A 20,646-nucleotide genomic window follows, 5' to 3' on the forward strand; every position below is an offset into this window, starting at 1 on the left:
CCGGCCTGCTCGGCAGGGATTGGCTCGTGTGTCGTTTCGGATTCGGCGATGCCGAGGACACGCAGTGCGGGGCTTTGGTGCTGTGCCGGGTCTCAGAGCCGAGTGGACAGCCAGTGGGCGTTGAGGTCGTCGCGGATCTCTTCGTGCAGCGCAGCGAGTAGAGCGACGTCGACGTCGACGGCCCGGATGAGCCGATCTTGTGTGAGCCGCTTGGCGTCCAGGACCACAGGCATCCTTTCGTCTTGGGTGCCGGCGGTGATGAGCTGAAGGATCCGTACCGGCCGGGTCTGGCCGGTGCGATACACCCTGCCGTTGGTCTGCAGATAGTGCTTGAGCGAGAACGGCAGGGTGTACCAGATCAGCGTCGAGCCACCGTGCTGGAGATTCAGGCCGGCGCCGGCTGACGCCGGGTGGATCAGCATGACTGCGATCTCTTTGGCGTTCCAGCGCCGAGTCATCGTCCGGGAGCCGTTGAAGGCCTCGGTGTGGAGTCCGGCGCCGTTGAGGTGTTCGAGCAGTCGCTGCTTGTCGGACTTGAAGTGGTAGGCGACGAGTACCGGGGCGCCGGCGTTGCCGTGGATCAGCTGCGCGGCCTTGTGAAGCTTCTCGTCGTGGATGGCCTCGTACCGACCGGCGGTGCTCGGGTCGTCCGGGTCGGCGGTGTACAGCGTGCCGGAGGCGAACTGCATGAGCTTGCTCGTCAGTACGGCCTTGTTTTCGGCGACCACGGTGCTGACCAGCTGCTCGTCGGGATCCCGGAGGAAGTGGTGGATTCTGGCTTTGCGAAACGAATCGTCGGCAGTACGCAGGGAATCGCCGGTGAGGGTCGAGAGCTGGGCGCGGATCGCGTGGGCGTCGGCGTCGGCCGACGTTCGTCGCCAGTTGTCGTAGGCGCGTTCCGCGGCGCGGAACGCGGCCTGGTCGACGATGTCGATGACGAGGTCACGTCTGAACTCCCGGTAGGCCGTCAGCACGTCCGGGTCCATGTGGACGTGCACGTCTTCGACGGTGAGCTCGGGGAGGTTCGCGGAGGTGTTCTGCGCGCTCATCACCAGGTGTGCGATGGCTTGGTGGATCTCCTGCTCGGCGCCGGGAAGCGGCTCCCACTTGGCCGGTGTGGTGGTGCCGGGGACCATCTTCGGTGTGAACCAGCGCTCGCGGTATTCCGTAATGGTCGCGCCCAGCGCCCGGCCCTGATCGAGCAGGTACGCCTGGCTCCACAGGTCCTCAAGGCCGTTCGGTGCAGGTGTGCCGGTGAGCTCGATGAGCCGGGTGATGGCTGGGCGCACGGTCTTGAGCGCCTTGAATCGGTTAGAGGAGTGTGATTTGAACTCCTGGCTCTCGTCGATGATGACGGTCTGGAAGGGCCAGATGATCGTGTCGCGTCCGTCGATCTGCTGGATCGGCATCTGATCGACCAGTCCTGTCTGGCACTGTTGGCAGGCGTGCGGGGCCGGTACTCCGTTGCCCTGACATGCTGGGCAGTTCTTTTGCGGCGACCGGGTGATGAGTTCCTGGTTGATGAAGTACATGGTCGGTGGGTCGGTGAACACCTGACGGAAGCGTTCGAGGCGGTCGTCCCGGCTGAGCTTGCGGTCGCGCTCGTCGACGATCAACGAGCGGATGCGGATCGGCATCTGCCGTTCCTCGATCTCGTCGATCCAGGTCGATCGTGCGATCGCCACATTCGAGATGACGAGAATGTGACCGATCGGCCGGATCTGCTGTAGCGCGGTCAGGGTGCTGAGCGTCTTGCCACCACCGATGTCTACCCAGATACCGGCGAATGGACGGCTGACCATGAAGTCGACTGCATGCTGCTGGTGAGGCATGAGGACGGGTGCTTGCGGTAGTGCTGGCGTGAGGGTGGTCATCTGGATCGGGCCGACCTGTTCTGGCCGGCGCACTCCTGTCGTCGATGGGCTGGGGCATGCCGGGGCCGCGGGTCGAGGAGCCGCGCAGGACAGGGACTCCGGCCAGTGCGTCGGTCTCGCGAACTTGCGCCGCGGCCTTCGGTGCGGAGCCGATGGGACGAGTGGTCTCCGGTCCAGATCTCGCGGACTCCCCGGCAGGCCTCTGGCCTGCTCGTCAAGACCTGTGGGACCTGGCGTGTGAAGGGTTCTTTCCTTCGGGTCGCCATCGGAAGTCGGGAGTCCAGTTCGGTCAGGGCACCACTGATGCAGTGGCTTTACCGGTTGCGGTCCTAGCCCCCGGTCCTGCTTCCCTGGGCCTTGTCGTCCGCTCTTAGCGGCCCGCGCCTCGTTGGCCGGGACGGTTGTGAAGGTGCCTCGTTTATGCATCGAGACTGGGCGCCTGACGCGACTCCTCGCGGTCGGCGTCGTACCCGTCAGAACGTTTCGTGGTCGTTGGGCTCAGCCACAGGCCGCCTGCCGTCACTCAGCTCGGCGAGGAGCCGGTCGGCACTACGACGGCCGTCCACCACGTAGACGGCCGCCCCGTGCCGGCGCAGCTTCGAGTGCGTCACCCGCTGGATCTTGCGTAGCGAGCTGCCGGGCTTCTTCAGCTCGACGAAGACAGTTGCGGCCGGTGTCACGACGACGCGGTCAGGTACGCCGTTTCGCGACGGCGAGACGAACTTCAGGCACAGGAACCCGCGCTTGCGGCACTCGTTTCGGAAATACTGCTCGATGTCGCGCTCACGGCGCTCCATCTAGGTGTTCATCCAGTTCTTCGTGAACGTCTCGGCAAGCATCTGCGTGTAGGCATCGAGGTCGAGCGCCGCGATGATGGCGGCGAGCGCGGACGGATCCAGCGTTCTCAGGTCGTCGTTGCAGATGACCAGCGACCATGTCGGGTCGATCCCGTTGATCTTGCGGATGGCAACGTCACGGTCGTCTGGAACGAGGACGAGCCGCGAGTTCTGCGACTTCATCCAGCGGGTCGCGGCCCAGCCATGGTGGGCCAGGATCGACCTGGCGATGTCGTTGGGCGCTGGCCGCTGAGCGCCTTGTCGACGCTTGGCCTGTGTCGCGGGCGGGATTTTCCAGGCGCCGGCGTTGTGAAGGCTGACGGAGCCTGCGACTCCGTGACGTACGACGAACACCCGGTTCACCATCTGCAAAGACCGCGGGTCGACGATCACCGGGTCTTCGCCGCTCGCGTTCGGATTCAGCGGCGCGGCTGCGAAGGGGTAGGTGATAGAGCCCCGTGAGGCCGCGATGACGTTCTGGAACAGCAGAGCCGTGCGCAGCTGGTCTCCGGACTCGATCGCTGCAGCCAGGATTTTGCGTCCTAGCTCGATGTCGAATGTCTCAGACAGGGCAGCCTCGCCGCGGCTGGCAACGGCTTTCAGGTAGCGGGCCAGGGCGAAGTCGATGATGGCGGGGTGGGCCAGCGACTTGTCCGGGCGGGGTCCGTCGTGGCAGGCCAGCGTCCCGCCGGAGGCGGTGATGATGCGGCTTTCGGTGAGGTTGTCTCCCTCCGGTGGAGCTGTGAGCTCCAGGCGGTTGTTCGAGTCCTTGCTGATGAGGAACATCGGCTCGGGCTCGATGTCGATGCCGATCAATGCGGCTTGCTCGGCGAGCACCAGGTCGTTGGTCTGTCTGTCGAGTATCGAGTAGAGACCGTCGGTGTTGGTGGAGATGATCCGGGCGCCCGCGAGAGTCTGGGCCTGGCCGATGCGCCAGCTGAAGAGTTGGCCGATGATCCGCATCGAGATGATCCGGTTGTTCATGCGGATCGGGTTTCTGTGCGAGGCATCGCCCGCGCCGGATGCGGCATTGAGGATGAGTTTCGTGCCGTTGCGCAAAGTGGTCAGCCGGTCCTTGTCCGACTGCTGGAGACCGGGCTGCTTGAGCTCGCGGCCCAGTCGTTCCTTGTCGAAGAAGATCGTTGCGTAGCGGTCCTCGCCCAGCTCTGGGTTGTAGAAGGCTCGCATGTTGCGCAGCAGGTTCGGGTAGTAGCTTGTGAAGTCCTCGTGGGTGACGAGCCCTGCCGAGGTCCGGGCGTATTTCGGCTGCAGCTTGGTGGAGCCGTCGTCTCTGGCCATGAACAGCTCAGGCCGCTTCTTGGCGGGCTCGGTACGGTACTCCGCCGACTTGGCCGCGGACTTCGCCAGCACGGCCTTGCCCTCAATGACGAACACCCCGCCCGGACTCTTGCTGTCGGCAATCGCGACATTGAAGGCCTCGTGCTCGCAGCGCTGGGTCGTGAGGAGGGCGGCCGGATCGGGGAACTGTGCCTGGGCACGGGTGACCTGCTCTGCCTGGACCGGATCGTCCTTTTTCGGCTTGCGGTACCTGACCTTATGCGGGTCGGAGCCAATCAGTACGAGCCGCTTGTCGACGGCCGAACCTTCAGCAAGTGGGAGCGTGTTGTGCTGGCGTTTCGCCTCTGCCACGTAGTCTTTGGCATCGGGGTACAGGTGCCGGGCAAGACCGAGCATCATCTCCAGACGCTGGTGGTCCGCACAGTCGCGGTCGAATGCGGCCAGGTCGGCCTCCGCCCCGTGGATTCCGCCGGTGGAGAACGTTGCGAAGCACGACGACGGTGTGCCGTCAGCATGGAAGTAGGGCAAGTTGTTCGGTGACTTCTGGATCTCCTTCAGCCAACGGGCCGGCAGGCCGTACAGCTCGCTGTACTCCTCAGAGTCGTTGAAGTTCTGCCCCTCGATTGACCGGTAGTAGGCAACGACCTGGAGAAACTGCCTGTATGCGTTCGCTTGGGCCGGGTTGACAGCTCGATCGGGGACGACGTTGTGTTCGAAGTAGCGCAGGCACTCGTCGAGGACGTTGACCTGAGCGATCCCGCGCTCGTGTGCTACCTCCGCGGCAGGGTAGAGGAACGACACCTTCTCGACGTCGTTCAGCGCCTCGTACGGGGCAAGGATCCGGCCCACGAATTTCGCCGAGGACGAGTCAACGGTCAGCCGATCCCGTCGAACCTTCCCAGTGCGGCCGAAGACTGTCTCGGAGTACTCAGCCAGGAGGCCGGCCTTCAGGTCGAATGCCCCGGAGTACGTCGGGTGCTCGAAGAGCCTAGCAAGGCCGAGACAGTCGGCGACGTTGTAGGCAAGGAGCTCGTAGAGTTCCTCGAGCGTCGTGATGACCGAGTCGTGGCTGAGCTTGTCAGACTCCTTGATCTGGTAGCCGAGCATGCCGAGCAGTCGCTTGAGGCTCACCTTCCACTGCTGCTCGTTGAGCCGTGCGACGTCGAGATGACGACCGGATTGGAGCATCGCCCGTCGGATCCTGCCTTGAGGCGTATCCCAGCCGAGGTACCCGGGCATGTACTCGATGTTCTTGGCGTCGAAGAGTTCGTCGTTGTGGACGCGTAGCGTGGCCGCGGTGATCGGTCTGAACACCGGGCGCTGTGCGAGAACATCCAGGAGGAGTTGTTCAGTTTCCGCGGCGCGTTGCGCAGTGCCGGCGTTGCGGTGCTGCTGCTGTGCGTAAGCCAGGCGGGTGCGGTGGTCGACGACGTCGGAATACACCTCGGACAGGTACAGCGCCAGCATCGTGGTGTCGTAGTTCATCGAGTTGTAGCCGGCAAGGAATGGGTGGTGAGCCGGATCGAAGCCGGGGTCGGTGTCACAGACCGGGCGCAGGTCGTCGGGGTACGACGAGTCCTGCTCCGGGTCGCACACCTGCTCGGCGTCGGACAGGCCCACAAGGTGTGCCAGCCGAAGGTTGCCCGCGACGGTGTGCAGGTCATGCAGCCAGACGTCGGTCTGCGAAAGGCCTGGGTTCCCCGCACGGATCGCGCCAATGAGCGCGCGTTGATCGATACCCGCGGCCAGCACCGAGTCATCGACGAGGAAGAACACTTCGAGCACGTCGCGCGCCGCCGGGAGGCGCGTGTAGGCAGCGATGCTGAACACGTTCGACAGTGACTCGATGTCGTAGAAGGTGAACGCACACGACTCGGTTGTGATCCGGGCGAGCCTCGGCGCCCGAGTGCTCTGTGCGGTAGCGGGCATGGTTTCTCTCATTCGATTCGGGGTCACGCGCGGCGGCGGGCTCGTTGAGGCACCGGCCGCCTCGGGCATGGCTGACCTGTCCAGCTGGTCGCGCACGGGCCTTGAACAGGCAGACCTTGGCGGGCTCTGGCCCGGGCTCGGGAGATCAGGACTCGTCCTGGCTGCCGGTGTGGACTGCGACTTGCGCGCCGGCCCGTGGTCAGGACCTGTCGGAGCAAGCCGCGGTAGCTGGCTTGAAGGAGCGGTCTGCTGAGCCTCAGCTTGTCGCTGCCCTTGTACGAGGGGGCATACCAGCTCTTCAACTCGTAGTCGGCAATCAGTGGTTCGGCGGTGTTCATCAACTTGCCGGGACGGATCTTGCGGTTCTTGTCCGGGCAGTGCCAATCGGGGTCAGTCTCGACAACGGCCACGAGGCCGGAAACGAACCTCTGCCGGCTGACCACGGACCCGGACGGCGAGACACGGATGAACCAGCTCTTGAAAAGGTCATAGAGGAACGGGAACGGCAGGAGATCCCACACGAACAGCTCACGGAACTCCTCCCAGAAGGACCTGACCGGGTCGTTCACCTCCTTGTATTCGGCCAGCACCGCGTTGGTCGCGGCAGGCTCGGACAGGTGGTAGTAGTTCCCCGGCTCGGATGCTCCCGCGCGGTTGAGCGCATACCACAGCGCATACTCGAGGACCTCCCTGCGTTGCAGGTAGTCATCCTTGATGTACTTGCGTTCGGTCCCGCTGAAGCTCTTGGTGAACGGCACGAAAAGCTGCCTGCGGTAGAAGCTCTCCGACTTGTCCTTGGCCTTGGGGAACTCGTTGAGGCACTGCACCATGAACCCGAAGAACTGGAACGCGATCGGCATCCGGTACTTCCGATTGATCTGGATGACATCGCCGGTCACGATCGCTTTGAGATTGGCGGCCTTGTCGATGAGCGTCCCGACGTCGTTCTCGTCAACGATGATCGCGTTGGCCCGCACCAGGGGTTCGAGCGCGAAGTCCTTGCCGAAGTCGGCCAGCGGGATCGCCGTGTGTGTGCCATCGCCGACGAGGTTGCGCATCAGGGCGCAGAGCGTGCCTTTGCCGTTGTTGCCGCGCTCGCTGTAAAACCATGCGGTCTTGCCCCAGCGAACGTGCGGGCGGACGATCGCGCCGATGATCTCCCAGAGCAGGTCGGCAAGGCCTTCTTGTCCCGGCTGGTCGAACATCTCGTTGAGCCAGGCAACGATCTCCCAGTCTCCGTCGACGGGGTGGGTGATCACCTGCACCGAGGCGTCTTCGACATAGTCGACACGGCTCTTGGAGAGGAAGACGACGGACGGGTCGAAGGGGTGGATCTTCTTGGCCTCGAACCGGAGGGTTCTTCCGTCAATCTCGATGTCGCGGTCCTGCGTGCCGTAGAACACGATGCCGTTGTTCACGGCGAGGAGGTCGCGATGCGTGCACCGCTGGGTCCGGGGGCTGTCCTCGCGCAGGATGGCCAGAACTTCTTTGAAGTCGTTCAGCGTGAGCTGTGTGTTGTAGCGCCGTGCTGTCGTGCGGAGGTCGTCCTCGCTGACGGTGTAGGTGCCGCGGTTTGCACCCGTGGCGTTGTACATCGCGAGCAGGTCGTACTCGCGGTCGGTGTCCTTGGCGTTCGGCGCGATCCGGATGACGTGGTGCAGACGCAGAAGGATCTGCGCGATCTGCCAGTACGAGAGTCGCTTGGCCAGCGGCAGCTTGCCATCACCCTGCGGGATCTTCGTGTTCTCGGCCTTGATCACCGCGTTGCCGGCGGCGAGCAGTTCCTGCTCCAGCACGCGCGGATCAGGCGGGTTGGCCGGCTCGAGATGCGACAGGTAGGTAGTCGTCACATGGGTGACGATGAGGTTCTGCGGGGCAGCGGCCTGCGAGCGGGCGTTGAAGAAGTCGAGCAGGTCGCTCAGTAGCTTCATCGTGCGCATCGTCGAGGGAACAGGCCCGTCGTCACCTGACATCGAGGACGGGCTCGTGCCCATCCCAGTGTTGGACATGCGTCGCCTCTTCCCGTGCTGGGGAGCCCGTCGGCAGGAAGTGGGAAGCCGACACGGACTCGGACCTGAATGGAACGTGTCACTCGACCCTATGCCAATCAACGCATCATTCGCAATCATTCTCAATGATGCGCCGAATCATTCAGGGGTCGTGTGGGCGAAGCTGCGATCGGGCTGCGAAGCGCTGAGGCCGCCCGGATCGTCGCCACGGGACGAACGGCCGGCGCCCGGCCGGTGCGCCTCAGATCGGCTCCCGGGGGCGGCGTCAGCCGTCCAAGTCGTCCAGTGGGACCTGGGCCAGGCAGGGACGAACAGCGGTGTGGCTCACTCATTCGTGGTCAGCAGTCCCCGCCGAAGCCGAGCTGGCTGTACCACGCGACGTGGTACAGGTGTTTCTGCAGGTCAGGCGAGGATTGGCACCGGTGAACTACCTGTCGTGTACCACTTCTTAAATTGAAGTGGTACACAGATATACCCAGGTCAGGAGGCACTTCAGACCGCATGTACCGCCTGTACCAGACATTTCTGACCTGATATGCGCAGGCAAGAGCCGTCCGCACTCGACTGGTCGACCGATCCCAAGACGTCGATGCGCTGCTGCCCGAACGCGACGTCCAGTGCGGCCTGCCGGCACCCCGTCGTCGAAGCCATCATCTTGAGGAAGGGTTCCAAATCGGTGGTACATCCGGTACATGGGCGTCAAAGTCCTTGCTGACCTGGGAAAAGTCGTGTACCACTCGCACGTCGCGGGTGGTACACGGCCATCCGAGGATGGGCATCCCGGTCGGCGTTCTGCCTGGTCAGGCGCTGATTTCGGGACGTACCAGACTCGGTGGTACATGCTCACGAGCTTCGGACCGGGATCGAAAGCGAGAACCCCGGATGAGACGGGAGGTCTCATCCGGGGCAAGGGCGCCGGCAGTCGCCGGCTCGGGGTGGTTTCGGGTGGGCATCGCCGATCTACCACGTCTCCATCATTCGGAACTCATCCGGAGAATCTTTCGCGGCTTGTCGGGGATCCATTCATTCGGCTATTGTGATTGATGGGCGAGAGATCGCCGTCGCGTTTGGCGAGTGGATACGTGTAGAGAAGGGCCGGAGGGCGTTCCCCGTGGGAAGGGAACCTCTCCGGCTCTTCTCGCGTCTCCGGTCTGACGGGGGGATGCGGCGATCGGGTCACCGCAGCGCCAGCACCTCTGCTGTCTCCGGTGCGATCCCCAGCTTCCGCAGGTCCTGCTGGTACTCCGGATAGGGACAGTCGGGTCGCTGGGTCCGCGATCCAGTCCATTCGATCACGTACATGATCTCGTAGGTGACCGAGTGATTGTGGTTGCTGTGGATGAAGTCCTCGCGCTTTTCGAGCTTGATCGTGCTGAAGCCCTCGACCTGGTTCATCTTGCGGTAGAACCGACCCACTTTGCGTTGGCTGCGTCGCTGCGCCTCGGCCGGAGATCGGCCCCAGGCGGTGATGCGGAAGATGTGGGTGTAGCCGATGTCAAAGGTCGGAAAGTACTTGGCGCCGGCAAAGGCCAGGCGCGCCTTGGCCTCGAGCATCGGCAGCAGAGCCGGGGCCAGAAGTTCGTCGTCGATGTAGACGCAGACTTCGATGACAGCCACGACGATCAGCTCCTTTCACGACCCTGACTTTGACGGTCAGGTTGACCGTCATTTTCTCTAGCCACTCCCCCGGTGACCGGTCCGACCCCGGTCACCCAGAATCTGTCACGGAGCCCCCTGACCGGGCGCACACGAACAGGAATCCGACGCAGACCACCCAAGCCGTCGCGAGAGCGCCGCAGTACTGAGGCGCAGCCAGTGCCTGCACGACTTCGAACGGAGTGATCAGCGCGGCGAGGTTGTATGCGGCATGCAGGACGACGACATGCCAGAGCCGACGCGTGCGCTCGGCGACCAGCGCGAGGATTAGCCCCAGGGGCACGGTGGCCACGGCCTGGACGAGATTGCCGTGCATGCCAGCGAACAGCAGGGCCGTGATCAGCGTTGACGTGGCGATGCTCAGCTGCTTGCGCAGCAGTGGGTAGGCGAGTCCTCTGAACATGGCCTCCTCGCTGAGCGGTGCTACCAGCAGGGTCAGCATCAGCACAAGCCCCGGGCCCGAGGCCTGCTCAGCTTCGAGATGCCGGTCGAAACCAGCGGAACCGACGAGACCGTACAGCGTCACGGCGGTTGCCTGGCCGGCCAGGAACGTCAGCGTCAGCGCGAGCAACGCCCAGCCCCAGACGTTTCGCAGGAGCTCTCCGCTTCTCGGGCGCGGAGGCGTTGGTTCATACGAGAGCAGTTGCGGGAACACAAGGCGAATGCCACCGACGAGGAGTGCGACGACCCCACCGACGACCGCGGTGGCTTCGGCGGGGTTTGTGATCCACCCAGTTACCGGCAAGGCGAGCAGGGCATAGCCGCCGACGATCACCGCAATGACCAGCGCACACCAACCAAGGCGGCTCAGGGCCGCGGCGACGGGGTGGGCAGCTGCCACCCGCGTCGTCACAACGGGTCCGCTACGACGACTTGAAGCCGGGTTTCTCCTCTGAAGGTGTTGAGCTGCAGCCGACCGAGGAAGCGGAACGGCTGCACGGTGTCGCTGGTAGCGAGTTCCACGAGCTGGTCGTAGTGGTCTACGGCCGCGTTCCACCACAGGCAGGCAAGACCCGTGCGGGTGACGAGGCGCAGGTGCTGTTTCTCGGCGCCAATCCGGTCAACGCTGAAGCTGTCGACTACCACCTCGAAGACGGGCTCGGCGAAGCCGTGTCCGAACGGGCGCAGCGTTTCCAGGCGCCGTACCAGCTCGATCAGAGGCTCGATGTCGGTCAACGGCGCGTCGCACTCCGGACCCGCACCGAGCACCAGGTCGCGGTCCGGCCCGATCGAGTCACCAGCGGTCTGCAGAGCGGTGAGCGTCGCGCTCTCGAGGACCTCCACCAGGTCCTCGAGCGCTTCTGCACTGCGCAGCTTGACGCCGCAGGCCTGCTGATGCCCGATAGCAAAGAAGTCATCATGTCCCGCAAGTGCGGTGATGATCTCGAACCAGCCCGGGGCACGTCCGGACCCGCTGACCGGCTCTGACGGGGTCGCCGGGCGATTCAGCACGACCACCGGGCGGCCGCTTTGCTCCATCACCTGATTGGCCAGCAACCCATACATGCCCGCAGGGGCATCGGAGAAATAGACCCACGGCGCCAGTGGCTGATCGCCGTCGACCAGCTCGGTCAGGTGTTCAACGACGAGCTCCTTGCGGCGCTCGTTGTTCGCGATGATCCGCTGGGCCGCCGCGAGCTTGTGAGCAGGCGACAGGCTGGTGAAGACCGTGAAGCAGTCGGACAGCGGCGTGCCGATGCGGCGCGGGCTGTTCATCGCGGGCGCGATGTAGAAGCCGTAGAACCCCTCGTCGATGTCGTCGGCGCTGCGTACCTTGCCTGCCTGCGCGAAAGCCTTGAGGAGCACCGCGAAGCCCTCGAACGCTGCGACGTACGCCGAGTCGTGCTCGCCAGAGTGGGCTGCGAGTAACCGCAGGAGCGTGGCTTTGCCGATGTTGATGGCGTCGGGGTCAGGGTCGAGGCCGCCGTACCGGTTGGGGATCGTGTTCGGCGCGGGTGCACGAAGCAACCGGGCGATGGAAAGCGAGTCGCGGACCAACTGCCTGTTCTCGTACAGCACAGGCATCACGTCGGAGACCGTGCCCAGGCCGGCGAACAGGCGCAGCAGCCGGATCGGCCAGGCTTTGAGAGGCTGATGCTTGGCCGTGTACTCCTCGATCACCTGATACAGAACGTGAGCGCCGCAGATCCCGCGCAGCGCGTAGGTCTCGTCCAGCCGGCACGGGTCGACGGTGATGTCGGCGACGCTGCCGGGTTGAAGTTCCTGGTGGTGATCGGTCACCAGGACCGTCCATCCCACCGCCTGTGCGGCGTGAACTCCGGCGTGTGAGTTCACTCCTCCATCGCAGGTCAGAAGGCAGGTCGTCGCAGGATACGACCGATGGATCTCGGCGATGTCGTCTGGAGTCAGATCGTGCCCGCGGCGGTAGTCGGGGACGTGGAGATTCACATTGAAGCCGAGCTCCTTGAGCCCGGCGTACCCGAGGACACCAGAGGCAATGCCGTCCATGTCGAAATCCGGTGCGATCGTGATCGTTCCTCCGCAGCGGCGGATGTCCTCCAGCGCGGCGACCATCGCGTCGAGGTCCTTGAGAGCGTCGTGCTCATCGCTGTCGATCGCTGCGAGATACTTGTCAGTCCACCCCCGGCGCTCGCACACAAGAGTGAACAGGTCAGTGGTGGTTTCAGCTCGATTCAGCTGCTGAGTCGAAGCATCGAGAGTGGGCGTAGTAGTCATCATGTCCTTGCTGCCTCACTAGGGACTCGTTATGCGATCCTAGCAGTGGAGGCATCCGATTTATGCTCGTATCGCAGTACCTTTGACTGATCTAGCCGAATCATCGGCGAATGACTTCTCATATATCAGCCGATCAGTTAGCGTCGATGCCATGGCGAAGCGAGAGGTCCTCGAGTCGGACATCAGCGGCGAACTGGGTGCCGTGACGTTCACTTTTGGCGTCGAGGGCACCTGGTACGAGATCGACCTGACCGACGATGAGAAGAAGCAACTCGAGACGCAACTCAGGTCGTACGTAGAGAGAGGCCGCGAGACGGCGGAGCGCAAGCGGACCTTGGCGAAGCCGCTGGTACCCGAGACGACCGTCGAGGAACGTGCACAAGTCCGGGAGTGGGGACGCAAGAACGGGTTCCAATTCGCGGCGGCAGGCCGGATTCCGAAGGACCTCCAGACCGCGTACGACAAAGCGCACAAGATCCAGCGCGACGATGCAGCATCTTCTCAGGACAGCGTTGATCCCGCCGAGGAGCGGGCGAAGGTCCGGGTGTGGGCGCGGAAGAAGGGTCTCCAGGTATCTGATACCGGCAGGATTCCGAAGGCTGTCCAGGCCGCGTACGACGAGGCCCACAAGCAAAATCGACGCAAGTAGTTCCGCAGGCTCTCTAACCCGGCTCGGCCGGTGTTCTGCCACGAGGCCGACCTTCGTCCACTACGCTCCGGCGTCACACTCAGACTGGCACCAGCGACGGACTGACAACGTCAAGGGTCTCAAGACCAGCTCGGACGGCCGCGGCGCGGCAGTCCACGGTGCCATGTGAGAAGTGCCCAGCCAACTGCGGCATGAGCTGTTCATTGGCGCGTTGAAAACACGCTGGTTTGCGACACAGGTCGAGATATGCCAGGCAGCGCACGACGCTCCCCCGCGCCCGGAGGCTGACCACTACGTCGACCATCTGCTGATTGCGGACGAACCCCGCGCGGCGACCGTGAGCCTTCCAGTCGGCGGGAACAGGAAAGACCTCGAACCCAGCCAGCTCCCAGAGCTTTTCAGCCATGGCATCAGCACCACGGCCCAGGCGATCGGCCGGGCAGTGGCCAGACAGGAGCAGCGGGTGGGTCACATTCGACGGTCCCCAGGCCTGCCAGGTGTCACGGAAACTGGCGCGCATGTATGCCTCGTTGTTCCAGCTGCGCGCACCTGTAACGAGAAGGACATGCGACGGCCGGAGGCGGGAGGCGGCCTTTACAGGTCCCTCCTCGTCGGCTCTGCGGGCAATGACGTTGGGCATGATGACGACTCTCCTGCTCGAGTGATCGAGGAGTGGCTTCGAACGAGCTCGACGTCTTAAGGCGCGGCAGGCGGATAGAGGAGGACGTCGATACCGATCTCGGCAACCGGAATCATTGACTGGACGATTCGACTAGAGACTTCGTCCCAGTCGAGGCCTCCGAGGCCGCAGCCGAGAGGTGGGACGGCGATCGACCGCGCGTGGGATTCGATGATCATCTGCCGAAGAGCGACAAGCCCCAACTCGATCCATTGGAGCTGCGATGCGTGGCGCCAGTGCTCTTTCGTGGGGAAGTTCGCGATGATCACCCGGCTCGGCAACCCGTCCTGTATGACGTGCACGTCGATGGCCCCGATCTGCACCAGCCCTGCCCGGCAGCGGTCGCGATAGGCAGCAAACATGCCCGGATAGTGCCGCTTGAACTGCCGGGCCAGGCCGGCACCCATCACGCCGCGTGTGTTGACGGGGTTGACGAGGATCTGTGCGCCGCTGTGGAACAGGTCGGTTCCCGGGCTTTGGAAGATGATCGGCATGACGGCTCCAGTATTGATCTGAGATACGCGTCGATCGCGGTCACGCGGCAGGTCGCGGGAAGAATGCCTTCGTCGCTAAAGTTGGCCCCATGTAGCTGCCCTGTATCCAGCTGAGGCATTGCTCGCAGTTACGGGCCGACGGCGCGAAGGCGTAGTACCTCGTCGGCCAAGATGCCGGCGACCGTCTGCCAACTGCCCGCGCTCCCAGCGGTCGCGGCATGAAGCGCCTCTTCCACGAATCGGCGCGCGTCCTCCTCGGCGTCGCAGCCAGGGCAGGAGTCGGTTGCGCGGTACCCATGTTCGCAGTCGGGGCGCGCCTTGAGCTCGGCCCAGAGTCGCTCGGAGTTCAACGTGCTGTACTCAATACCGGACCGGCCGATGCAGTCGGGGCCTTCACTGGACGGTGCCGTGGCGGCATGCTCAGGGCAGATCGGGCAGCGGATCGGATCGGCATAAGCCCGCCACCCGCAGTTGCTGCAGGTCTGCCGATACAGCGACGGCCACCCGCAAGCGGGGCAGCTGGTCAGTTCTCTAGCGGCCAGCTCGCAGCAGCACCGACTCGGGTGGTTATGCGGGCTTTCGGCAACGACTTGGTCGACGGTCATCGCGGATTCCTTTCGGGGCATATCGATCAGCGGACCCGCCGCAGAACAGATCGCTGTAGCAAGGCTCAGCGTGTCGGTCGAGACTGACGTGCAAGAAGATCGGCTCCTTTGTGGCCGTCGCCGCCTTTGTCCTACACGTCGGGCCGAGCAGTGGCTTCGTAGGCCAAGATGTGCGCGGTCGTATCGACGTATCCGTGCATCTCGACCAGGTGGGCGAACAGGACTAACTCGACCTGACGTCCATGCGAGATCCAGTTGCACTCGGCATCGGGGCATTCCGCGGCGATCCTGATCAGTGGAATGTCAGTCGGCACAGGCACTCCCCCGCTGCCTGGGTGGCGGCGACCGTTTCGTGTGCAGAGGTCATGCGTGCCGAGTGTCGCAAGGCGAGGTCCACAGTGGTCTCCTAAGTTGTTCGTACTGACCGGTCACTGGAACTGATCCGAGACCGCTTCCTGCCGCTATCGCGCTCTTCGTCGAGAAGGACTGTCGGTCTCGTGGTCCGCCCTTATGGCCGCTTGAGCAAGGGCCGGACCGGCTGTCTGCTCCTGATTCGTCCCGCGCCAGCTCCGCTGGCTCTCCGATGACATGACCGGTTTGCGGGTCATCGGCTCAACGACTGTGTGAACGTGCCCGTAGGGCATCGACCCCATTCCTCATCGACGACGACCGCCGCGGCTTATCGCGCCACCTGGGCATGCCGAGCGCAGCGAGGTGAGGGAGCGCCAGCGACCGGGGAACCCGTCGGCTGTGCCGACCAACACGTCCTCGGAGCGCAGCGGAGAGGGCCGAGCGAAGCGAGATCGACAGCACGCGTGTTGCCAGGTTCCCTTATGCCCTTTTCTTCTCCGCCCTCTGTTCCACGTCCGGAGCGTTAGCGGAGGACTGGAACGCTGGTCTATCAGGGGAACTCATCGGTACGTACGGGTCCGGACGTCGCGTCATCTTGCGCGCAGCGCGTGTACGGTCCGGTGCTGTTTCCCCTGGTCATGGCTCTCTCGGGGTGTTCGCTCGATTCGAGGCCGGCGGCAACGCCGTACGGGTGCCCGTTCGTGGCGTCGTGAGGTACGAACGACGTGTTCCTCTGTCATCCGTACGGGTGTTCCGCTGCGGGGCCTTCTGGCCATCTGTCGCGATGCGACGGCCCCGCTGCAGCAGCGGGGTCACGTAGTGGTTCAACTCATCTGTCGGGGTGGTCGTTGCCGCTGTGATCGGTCTGCCTTGCGCCGCGCAGCGGCTGTCGCATCATCGTGTGTCGGCTCCATTAGGTCTCCTCGCGCCGGCCTCGGTGACAGTCGTTGGCACCAGTCACGCCGTGGCCTGTCCGTCGCATTAGCACTTGTTGCACCGCGCCCGAGGCGGGCCGCAGGCCCGTTGTCGCTCCCTGCGCAGCAGCCGTGGGCGCATTCAGAAGGAGGCGACCCGCGGGCTCCCAGATCGGGCAGCGGAACGAATCGCGCATTAGGGACAGAGCATGCGGGTCGCGACAGGGCGCGTTCGAAGAGCGACCACACAGGTAGCGATGGCCGCCATTACGGGTCTTCGCAACGGCGGATTCGGGTCTTCAGCCCGGCTCTTGCTCGCCGGTGCCATTCTCGCTCGAGGACACATCAGCATCCGCTACAGGCCCGGCACTCAGACAGGACTGCAGCGAGCGCGTCTCGGGGCCTAACCGTGGCTGTTTCTCGCTCCCCTCGCGGCCACTACGAGGTAGCACTCGGCCCTAGGTCTCCTGCGGGGCGGCAAGGAGGTCAGGTCGGCGCCCTAGAGAGACCGAGAAAGCACCTGATCAACGTACAGGGGGCGCGATCCGGTCCGGTGATCGTCTCCGGCGTGCCGCCGAGTGCCCACAGCTAGGAGATGGCCGGTCATCCAGGGTCCTGCCACGGCCCTTGGCTGGTCCTTGCGCAGTCGGCGCTGCACCTACAGCGGCCGTCAGCGGCGCTACCGCATCGTCCGGCGGGCCTTGGCTGGTCCTACTCTGGACCAGTTGAATGATTCAGATAGACCTTTCTAAGACCATGCGATAGATTCACAATAGATACCATAGGTGAGACCCGAATGAGTCCCGATGATGAGGAACGAGAGGGAGCGTGCACGCGATGACGAAGGCCGGTCAGCCCGAGACGGGAGAGCCGCGTCGGCTTCGCTGGAGTGTTCCGGCCGCCGATGTGTCGGTGAACGAATGGCTCGACATCCAGGAGAACATCTCGAGTTCGCTGCGGCTGCTGATCCGGCAGTCGATCGGGCGCGAGGGCTACACCGACGTGGTGAACAAGCCGGTCGACCACGTCCCTCGGCACGACCAGCCTGTGCCGCGTGAGAGCGAGGAAGCCGGGCTGGCCGGGCTGGCCGGGCCACAGCAGACGCAGACCGCCAACTCACGCTCAGAGACGGCACCGTCGGCGACCAGCACGGCGCCGACCTCGACGATCGATACGTCCACGAACGCCTCGGTACAAACCTCGCCGCATGTGCCCGCAACCATCGAGCCCAAGCCAGGGTCTACGCCGGCAAGGCCGCAAGCGTCCATCGACGAAATCATGTCGGCCACCCGCAAATAGCAGTGCCTGCCGCAGTGCGAACGATCACCAGACGATGCACACGAAGGATCCAGAAATGAGCGAAGAGACTATCCCCCTCACCGGCGGCATCGACGTCGGCAACGGCTACGTCAAAGGCGTCATCCGCAACAACGAAAACGGCGTCTTCGATGAGATCGACCTCCCATCGGCGGTTACCTCGACCAGCCGCCAGAACCCGAAAGTGCCACTCGCGGACACGACCGCCGCGGAGGTTCTCAGCGATGACGCTGCAGCCGCAGGTGACGACTTCTACAACCGGCTCGACTGCACGATGAGCACTCCCCTGGTCGCCGCGAGCGACCGCCGCATCTTCGGCCGAGCCGCGCTCAACGTGCGCGGTTCCAAGTTCACCGAGTTCGAGGTCCTGGGCAAGCACAGCAAGGTCGACCAAGAACTCGCCAAAGTGCTCGTACTCGGAGTCTTCGCGGCCAAGGCTCTACGCGACCATGTTCGCGCCACAGGAGCACTTCCTGACCGCGAGCTGCGCGTGAAGGTGCGCGCTGGTCTGGCGCTGCCGATCTCGGAGTTCGTCGCGCGCCGCAACGCCTATGCGGCCGAGTTCATGGGCATTGGCAGCACCGAGCCCTTGGTTCACCTCGTGACGATCAAGAACTTCTCGACGCCGGTCTCGGTCCGTCTCGAGTTCGTCGACGTCCAGGTCATGGCTGAAGGCGCCTCGGCGCAGTTCGCGATCACCGACAAGAAAGAGCTGCTCGCGCAGGCACTTCTCGACGACCTGCGAACCCGCCAAGCCGACGCGTTCGCCGACGTCACCGCGGCCGATCTCGTAGCCGTCCAAAATACCGTCGGTGTGGACATCGGCGAGGGCACCGTCAACTTCCCGGTCTTCACCGACGGCAGGTTCAACCCTGAAGCAGCGTTCACGCTCGAGCAGGGTCACGGTACGGCGCTCATGAATGCCATGGAGCGCATGAGCGAGTCCGATAAGGCGTTGCAGTTCACCTCGCGCAAGCAGCTCGCTGACTTCCTTCAGGCCCCACCCTCGGTGCTGCAGAAGGCCCGGCATGAGCGTGCCGCCGGCTTCGTCGCCGACGAAGCCACGTACCTGGTCGACGCGATCGTCTCCGCCTTCGGCGACGTCCTCTCGCAGGCCGGCGCGACGACCGAGGTCGTCTACGTATACGGCGGCGGCGCGGGACCGGTCCGCGAGATGCTGCACCCACGGCTCCTGCAAGCCGCCGGCGACATCCCGGTCCTCTACCTCGACTCGAGCTACTCACGGCACCTGAATCGAGAAGGCATGTACATCGCCGCCCGCCACGTGGAGATGGCCAGCACAGTACGCGCCGTTGCTGAGCCCGACTCGTGAGCGATTACAAGAAGATCGTGAAGCTGCTCGAGGCGAACGCTGGCGCGAAACGAATGTCGGAAGTGTTTGACGACTTCGTCGAGATGTCCGCGCTCACCTTTCGGAACGCGGTGGATTCCTGGGGATACGACGAACGGGAGGCGCAGTACCTGCGCATTGCCGGGCGGTACGACCGCGAGGAGTTGAACCGCTTCGCGCACGCCCTCGCGCTCGTCGTGAAAGCCATGGAACAAGAGCCCTGCGACGTACTCGGCCGTCTCTACATGGAGCTGGAGTTGGGCAACGGTCGTCTCGGCCAGTTCTTCACCCCCTACGACGTCGCCAGGCTCGTAGCCGGGATGCAGATCGATGGGATTGCCGAACGCGTCCGCTCCCACGGTTTTGCGGAACTGTACGAGCCGGCGTGTGGAGCGGCCGCGTTCATCGTCGCTGTCTCTCAGGAGATGCGCACCGCCGGGTTGAACCCCCAAACGCAACTGCACGTGACGGCAGAAGACATCGCGCGCCAGGCCGTGCACATGGCCTACATCCACCTGTCCCTGCTCCACGTTCCCGCGGTCGTTCACCGCAGGAACACCCTCACCATGGAAACGTTCGACACCTGGCGAACACCAGCGCACATCCTCGGTGGATGGGGCTGGAAGTTCCGCCATGCCGATGCTGTGCAAGAGATGCAGACTTTGCTCGGCGCGACGACGCTGCGCTCTATGGCGGAGGCTCGCTCATGAATCGTCCTGACCTATGCATTGGGGGGTGATCGTCTTCCTGCTCGCGATCTTCTTGTCGATCGCACTGCACGAATTCGGCCACCTGTATTTCACGAGGAAGTACGGCTGCCGGGTCAGCCAGTACGCGGTGGGCTTCGGCCCGACACTGCCCCACTCTCAGCAGAGGTGTGAGGAGAACGTGAGGGTTCTCGCCGAGAGGGGCCGGGGGTTGGTGGGCGGGACGCTCGCGGACGCAGCGATCGGCACACACGCCCCGCCTGTTCAGGGGGTGGCTTCGCGGTGGAACAGGAGCGCCAGTTCCCGCACGTCGGCCAGGTAGTGGCGCAGCTCCACCGGGCTACCGCCGTGGATGGCGAAGTGCTCGATTCCCGGGATCACGCCGGCGGCATCGTCCGTGACCGTGGCGTTGACCAACGCACCGAACCGGGACCACCAGCCGCGCCGATGCTGACCTTTCACGAGTCGGTATCAGTTTCATCCACCACCGACCTGGACCTCCGAAGAGGTGTTGTCGGGGAGGTGTTGGCAGCGGTGATGCAGGCGATGGACACCCCGTCCCGCTCGACCGCCGGTCTCCGCGCCTCACCATCCGTCTTCGCTCAACGTAGCTCGGTAACTCCATCAGGAAGGCCGCACTTCCCGCCCAAGAGCCGCAGTGACGGCCCGCTGGTGGACGAGGCCGGTGCGCACGAGCTTGGCCTCCGGGGTGAAGCAGTCCACGATCGTCATGTGGTTGGCCGCGGGGCATACCCCGCCGTCGACGATGACGGACACCGCGAGGCCGGAGACGGCGAGGAAGGCATGGACCTCGTCGAGGGTCACGGCGGGACCACGGTCATTCGGCCCCGCGTCGCCGGAGATGTTGGCCGTCGTCGCGGCGACGGGGACCTTGGCCCGTGCCGCCAGTTCGCCGAGGACTCCGGGCGCCATGGTGGTAAGCGCCGGCGAGCCGACGGCGGCATGGCGTGCGGCGTCGTCGGGGTCTCGCCATGGCAGGAGGAGTGCGAGGTCACCGGGCCAGAACTGCTCGGCGAGTTTCCGTGCTTCGGCGCCGAGTTGGAAGTGCTGCTCGCAGATGGCGAGTGAGGGGACGACGTAGACGAGGGACTTGCCGCTGGGGCGCCGCTTGCCCGCGAAGATGCTGCCGGAGGCGTCCGCGTTGCTGGCGTTGGCGCAGATCATGTACCAGCGGTTGGTGGGGACGATGACGAGCTCTCCGGCCTCGATGGCACGGGCTGCAGTGTCGAGTTCGCCGGGGTGAATCGTGCGCATGGTG

The 20,646-nt window shown here is 64.3% G+C and carries 18 protein-coding genes; 5 read left to right on the top strand and 13 right to left on the bottom strand.

Annotated features, from left to right (window positions below):
* Positions 1 to 92: 92 nt before the first annotated feature.
* From F1D05_RS09720 to F1D05_RS09750, 7 genes are all read right to left on the bottom strand, one after another.
* Positions 93 to 1,874 carry a DEAD/DEAH box helicase gene (locus tag F1D05_RS09720; protein WP_185446999.1) on the bottom strand — a complete coding sequence of 594 codons (1,782 nt, stop codon included), beginning with the start codon at positions 1,872 to 1,874 and terminating at the stop codon, positions 93 to 95.
* 473 nt (positions 1,875 to 2,347) lie between these two features.
* Positions 2,348 to 2,671 carry a VRR-NUC domain-containing protein gene (locus F1D05_RS09725; RefSeq protein WP_185447001.1) on the bottom strand — a complete coding sequence of 108 codons (324 nt, stop codon included), beginning with the start codon at positions 2,669 to 2,671 and terminating at the stop codon, positions 2,348 to 2,350.
* Complete coding sequence (locus F1D05_RS09730; RefSeq protein ID WP_185447003.1) at positions 2,672 to 5,938, bottom strand: hypothetical protein; 3,267 nt, start codon at positions 5,936 to 5,938, stop codon at positions 2,672 to 2,674.
* Positions 5,939 to 5,961: 23 nt separating this feature from the next.
* Positions 5,962 to 7,947, bottom strand: a complete 1,986-nt coding sequence (locus tag F1D05_RS09735; RefSeq protein ID WP_206686141.1) for a DNA primase family protein — start codon at positions 7,945 to 7,947, stop codon at positions 5,962 to 5,964.
* Positions 7,948 to 9,123: 1,176 nt separating this feature from the next.
* Positions 9,124 to 9,564 (bottom strand): hypothetical protein, encoded by a 441-nt coding sequence (locus tag F1D05_RS09740; RefSeq protein ID WP_185447005.1) that lies wholly within the window; start codon positions 9,562 to 9,564, stop codon positions 9,124 to 9,126.
* A 91-nt stretch (positions 9,565 to 9,655) separates the two neighbouring features.
* Entirely contained in the window at positions 9,656 to 10,456 is an 801-nt protein-coding gene (locus tag F1D05_RS09745; RefSeq protein WP_185447007.1) for a CPBP family intramembrane glutamic endopeptidase, read from the bottom strand.
* Complete coding sequence (locus tag F1D05_RS09750) at positions 10,453 to 12,300, bottom strand: DHH family phosphoesterase (protein ID WP_246486566.1); 1,848 nt, start codon at positions 12,298 to 12,300, stop codon at positions 10,453 to 10,455. Before F1D05_RS09750 ends, F1D05_RS09745 begins: the two co-directional genes overlap by 4 nt.
* Before the next feature lie 151 nt (positions 12,301 to 12,451).
* On the opposite strand from F1D05_RS09750, the gene F1D05_RS09755 reads away from it, so the two are divergent.
* Positions 12,452 to 12,949: an Lsr2 dimerization domain-containing protein gene (locus F1D05_RS09755; protein WP_185447011.1), complete on the top strand. Its 498-nt coding sequence runs from the start codon at positions 12,452 to 12,454 to the stop codon at positions 12,947 to 12,949.
* 79 nt (positions 12,950 to 13,028) lie between these two features.
* On the opposite strand, the gene F1D05_RS09760 is transcribed toward F1D05_RS09755, so the two are convergent.
* From F1D05_RS09760 to F1D05_RS09775, 4 genes are all read right to left on the bottom strand, one after another.
* Entirely contained in the window at positions 13,029 to 13,589 is a 561-nt protein-coding gene (locus tag F1D05_RS09760; RefSeq protein ID WP_185447013.1) for a hypothetical protein, read from the bottom strand.
* A gap of 56 nt (positions 13,590 to 13,645) precedes the next feature.
* A complete protein-coding gene (locus F1D05_RS09765; RefSeq protein ID WP_185447014.1) occupies positions 13,646 to 14,122 on the bottom strand; it encodes a macro domain-containing protein in 477 nt (158 codons plus the stop codon).
* A gap of 128 nt (positions 14,123 to 14,250) precedes the next feature.
* On the bottom strand, positions 14,251 to 14,727 hold the full coding sequence (locus tag F1D05_RS09770) for a hypothetical protein (RefSeq protein ID WP_185447016.1): 477 nt from the start codon (positions 14,725 to 14,727) through the stop codon (positions 14,251 to 14,253).
* 131 nt (positions 14,728 to 14,858) lie between these two features.
* The gene (locus F1D05_RS09775) at positions 14,859 to 15,041 is read right to left on the bottom strand and encodes a hypothetical protein (RefSeq protein WP_185447019.1); all 183 of its coding nucleotides are present in this window, start codon (positions 15,039 to 15,041) and stop codon (positions 14,859 to 14,861) included.
* Positions 15,042 to 16,829: 1,788 nt separating this feature from the next.
* Here F1D05_RS09775 and F1D05_RS09780 point away from each other — a divergent pair.
* From F1D05_RS09780 to F1D05_RS42905, 4 genes are read left to right on the top strand one after another with little or no spacing between them, the layout of a single operon-like run.
* Positions 16,830 to 17,291, top strand: a complete 462-nt coding sequence (locus F1D05_RS09780; protein WP_185447020.1) for a hypothetical protein — start codon at positions 16,830 to 16,832, stop codon at positions 17,289 to 17,291.
* Positions 17,292 to 17,346: 55 nt separating this feature from the next.
* Positions 17,347 to 18,642: a hypothetical protein gene (locus F1D05_RS09785; RefSeq protein WP_185447021.1), complete on the top strand. Its 1,296-nt coding sequence runs from the start codon at positions 17,347 to 17,349 to the stop codon at positions 18,640 to 18,642.
* A complete protein-coding gene (locus F1D05_RS09790) occupies positions 18,639 to 19,370 on the top strand; it encodes an N-6 DNA methylase (RefSeq protein ID WP_185447023.1) in 732 nt (243 codons plus the stop codon). The genes F1D05_RS09785 and F1D05_RS09790 overlap by 4 nt, the downstream gene beginning before the upstream one ends.
* Before the next feature lie 13 nt (positions 19,371 to 19,383).
* On the top strand, positions 19,384 to 19,689 hold the full coding sequence (locus F1D05_RS42905) for a site-2 protease family protein (RefSeq protein WP_185447025.1): 306 nt from the start codon (positions 19,384 to 19,386) through the stop codon (positions 19,687 to 19,689).
* On the opposite strand, the gene F1D05_RS09800 is transcribed toward F1D05_RS42905, so the two are convergent.
* Positions 19,632 to 19,829: a hypothetical protein gene (locus F1D05_RS09800; protein ID WP_185449872.1), complete on the bottom strand. Its 198-nt coding sequence runs from the start codon at positions 19,827 to 19,829 to the stop codon at positions 19,632 to 19,634. The two genes, F1D05_RS42905 and F1D05_RS09800, sit on opposite strands and share 58 nt — an antisense overlap.
* A 162-nt stretch (positions 19,830 to 19,991) precedes the next feature.
* The gene (locus F1D05_RS09805) at positions 19,992 to 20,642 is read right to left on the bottom strand and encodes an L-threonylcarbamoyladenylate synthase (RefSeq protein ID WP_185447027.1); all 651 of its coding nucleotides are present in this window, start codon (positions 20,640 to 20,642) and stop codon (positions 19,992 to 19,994) included.
* Between the last annotated feature and the right edge of the window lie 4 nt (positions 20,643 to 20,646).

The sequence above is a fragment of the Kribbella qitaiheensis genome (assembly GCF_014217565.1).
GTDB lineage: Bacteria > Actinomycetota > Actinomycetes > Propionibacteriales > Kribbellaceae > Kribbella > Kribbella qitaiheensis_A.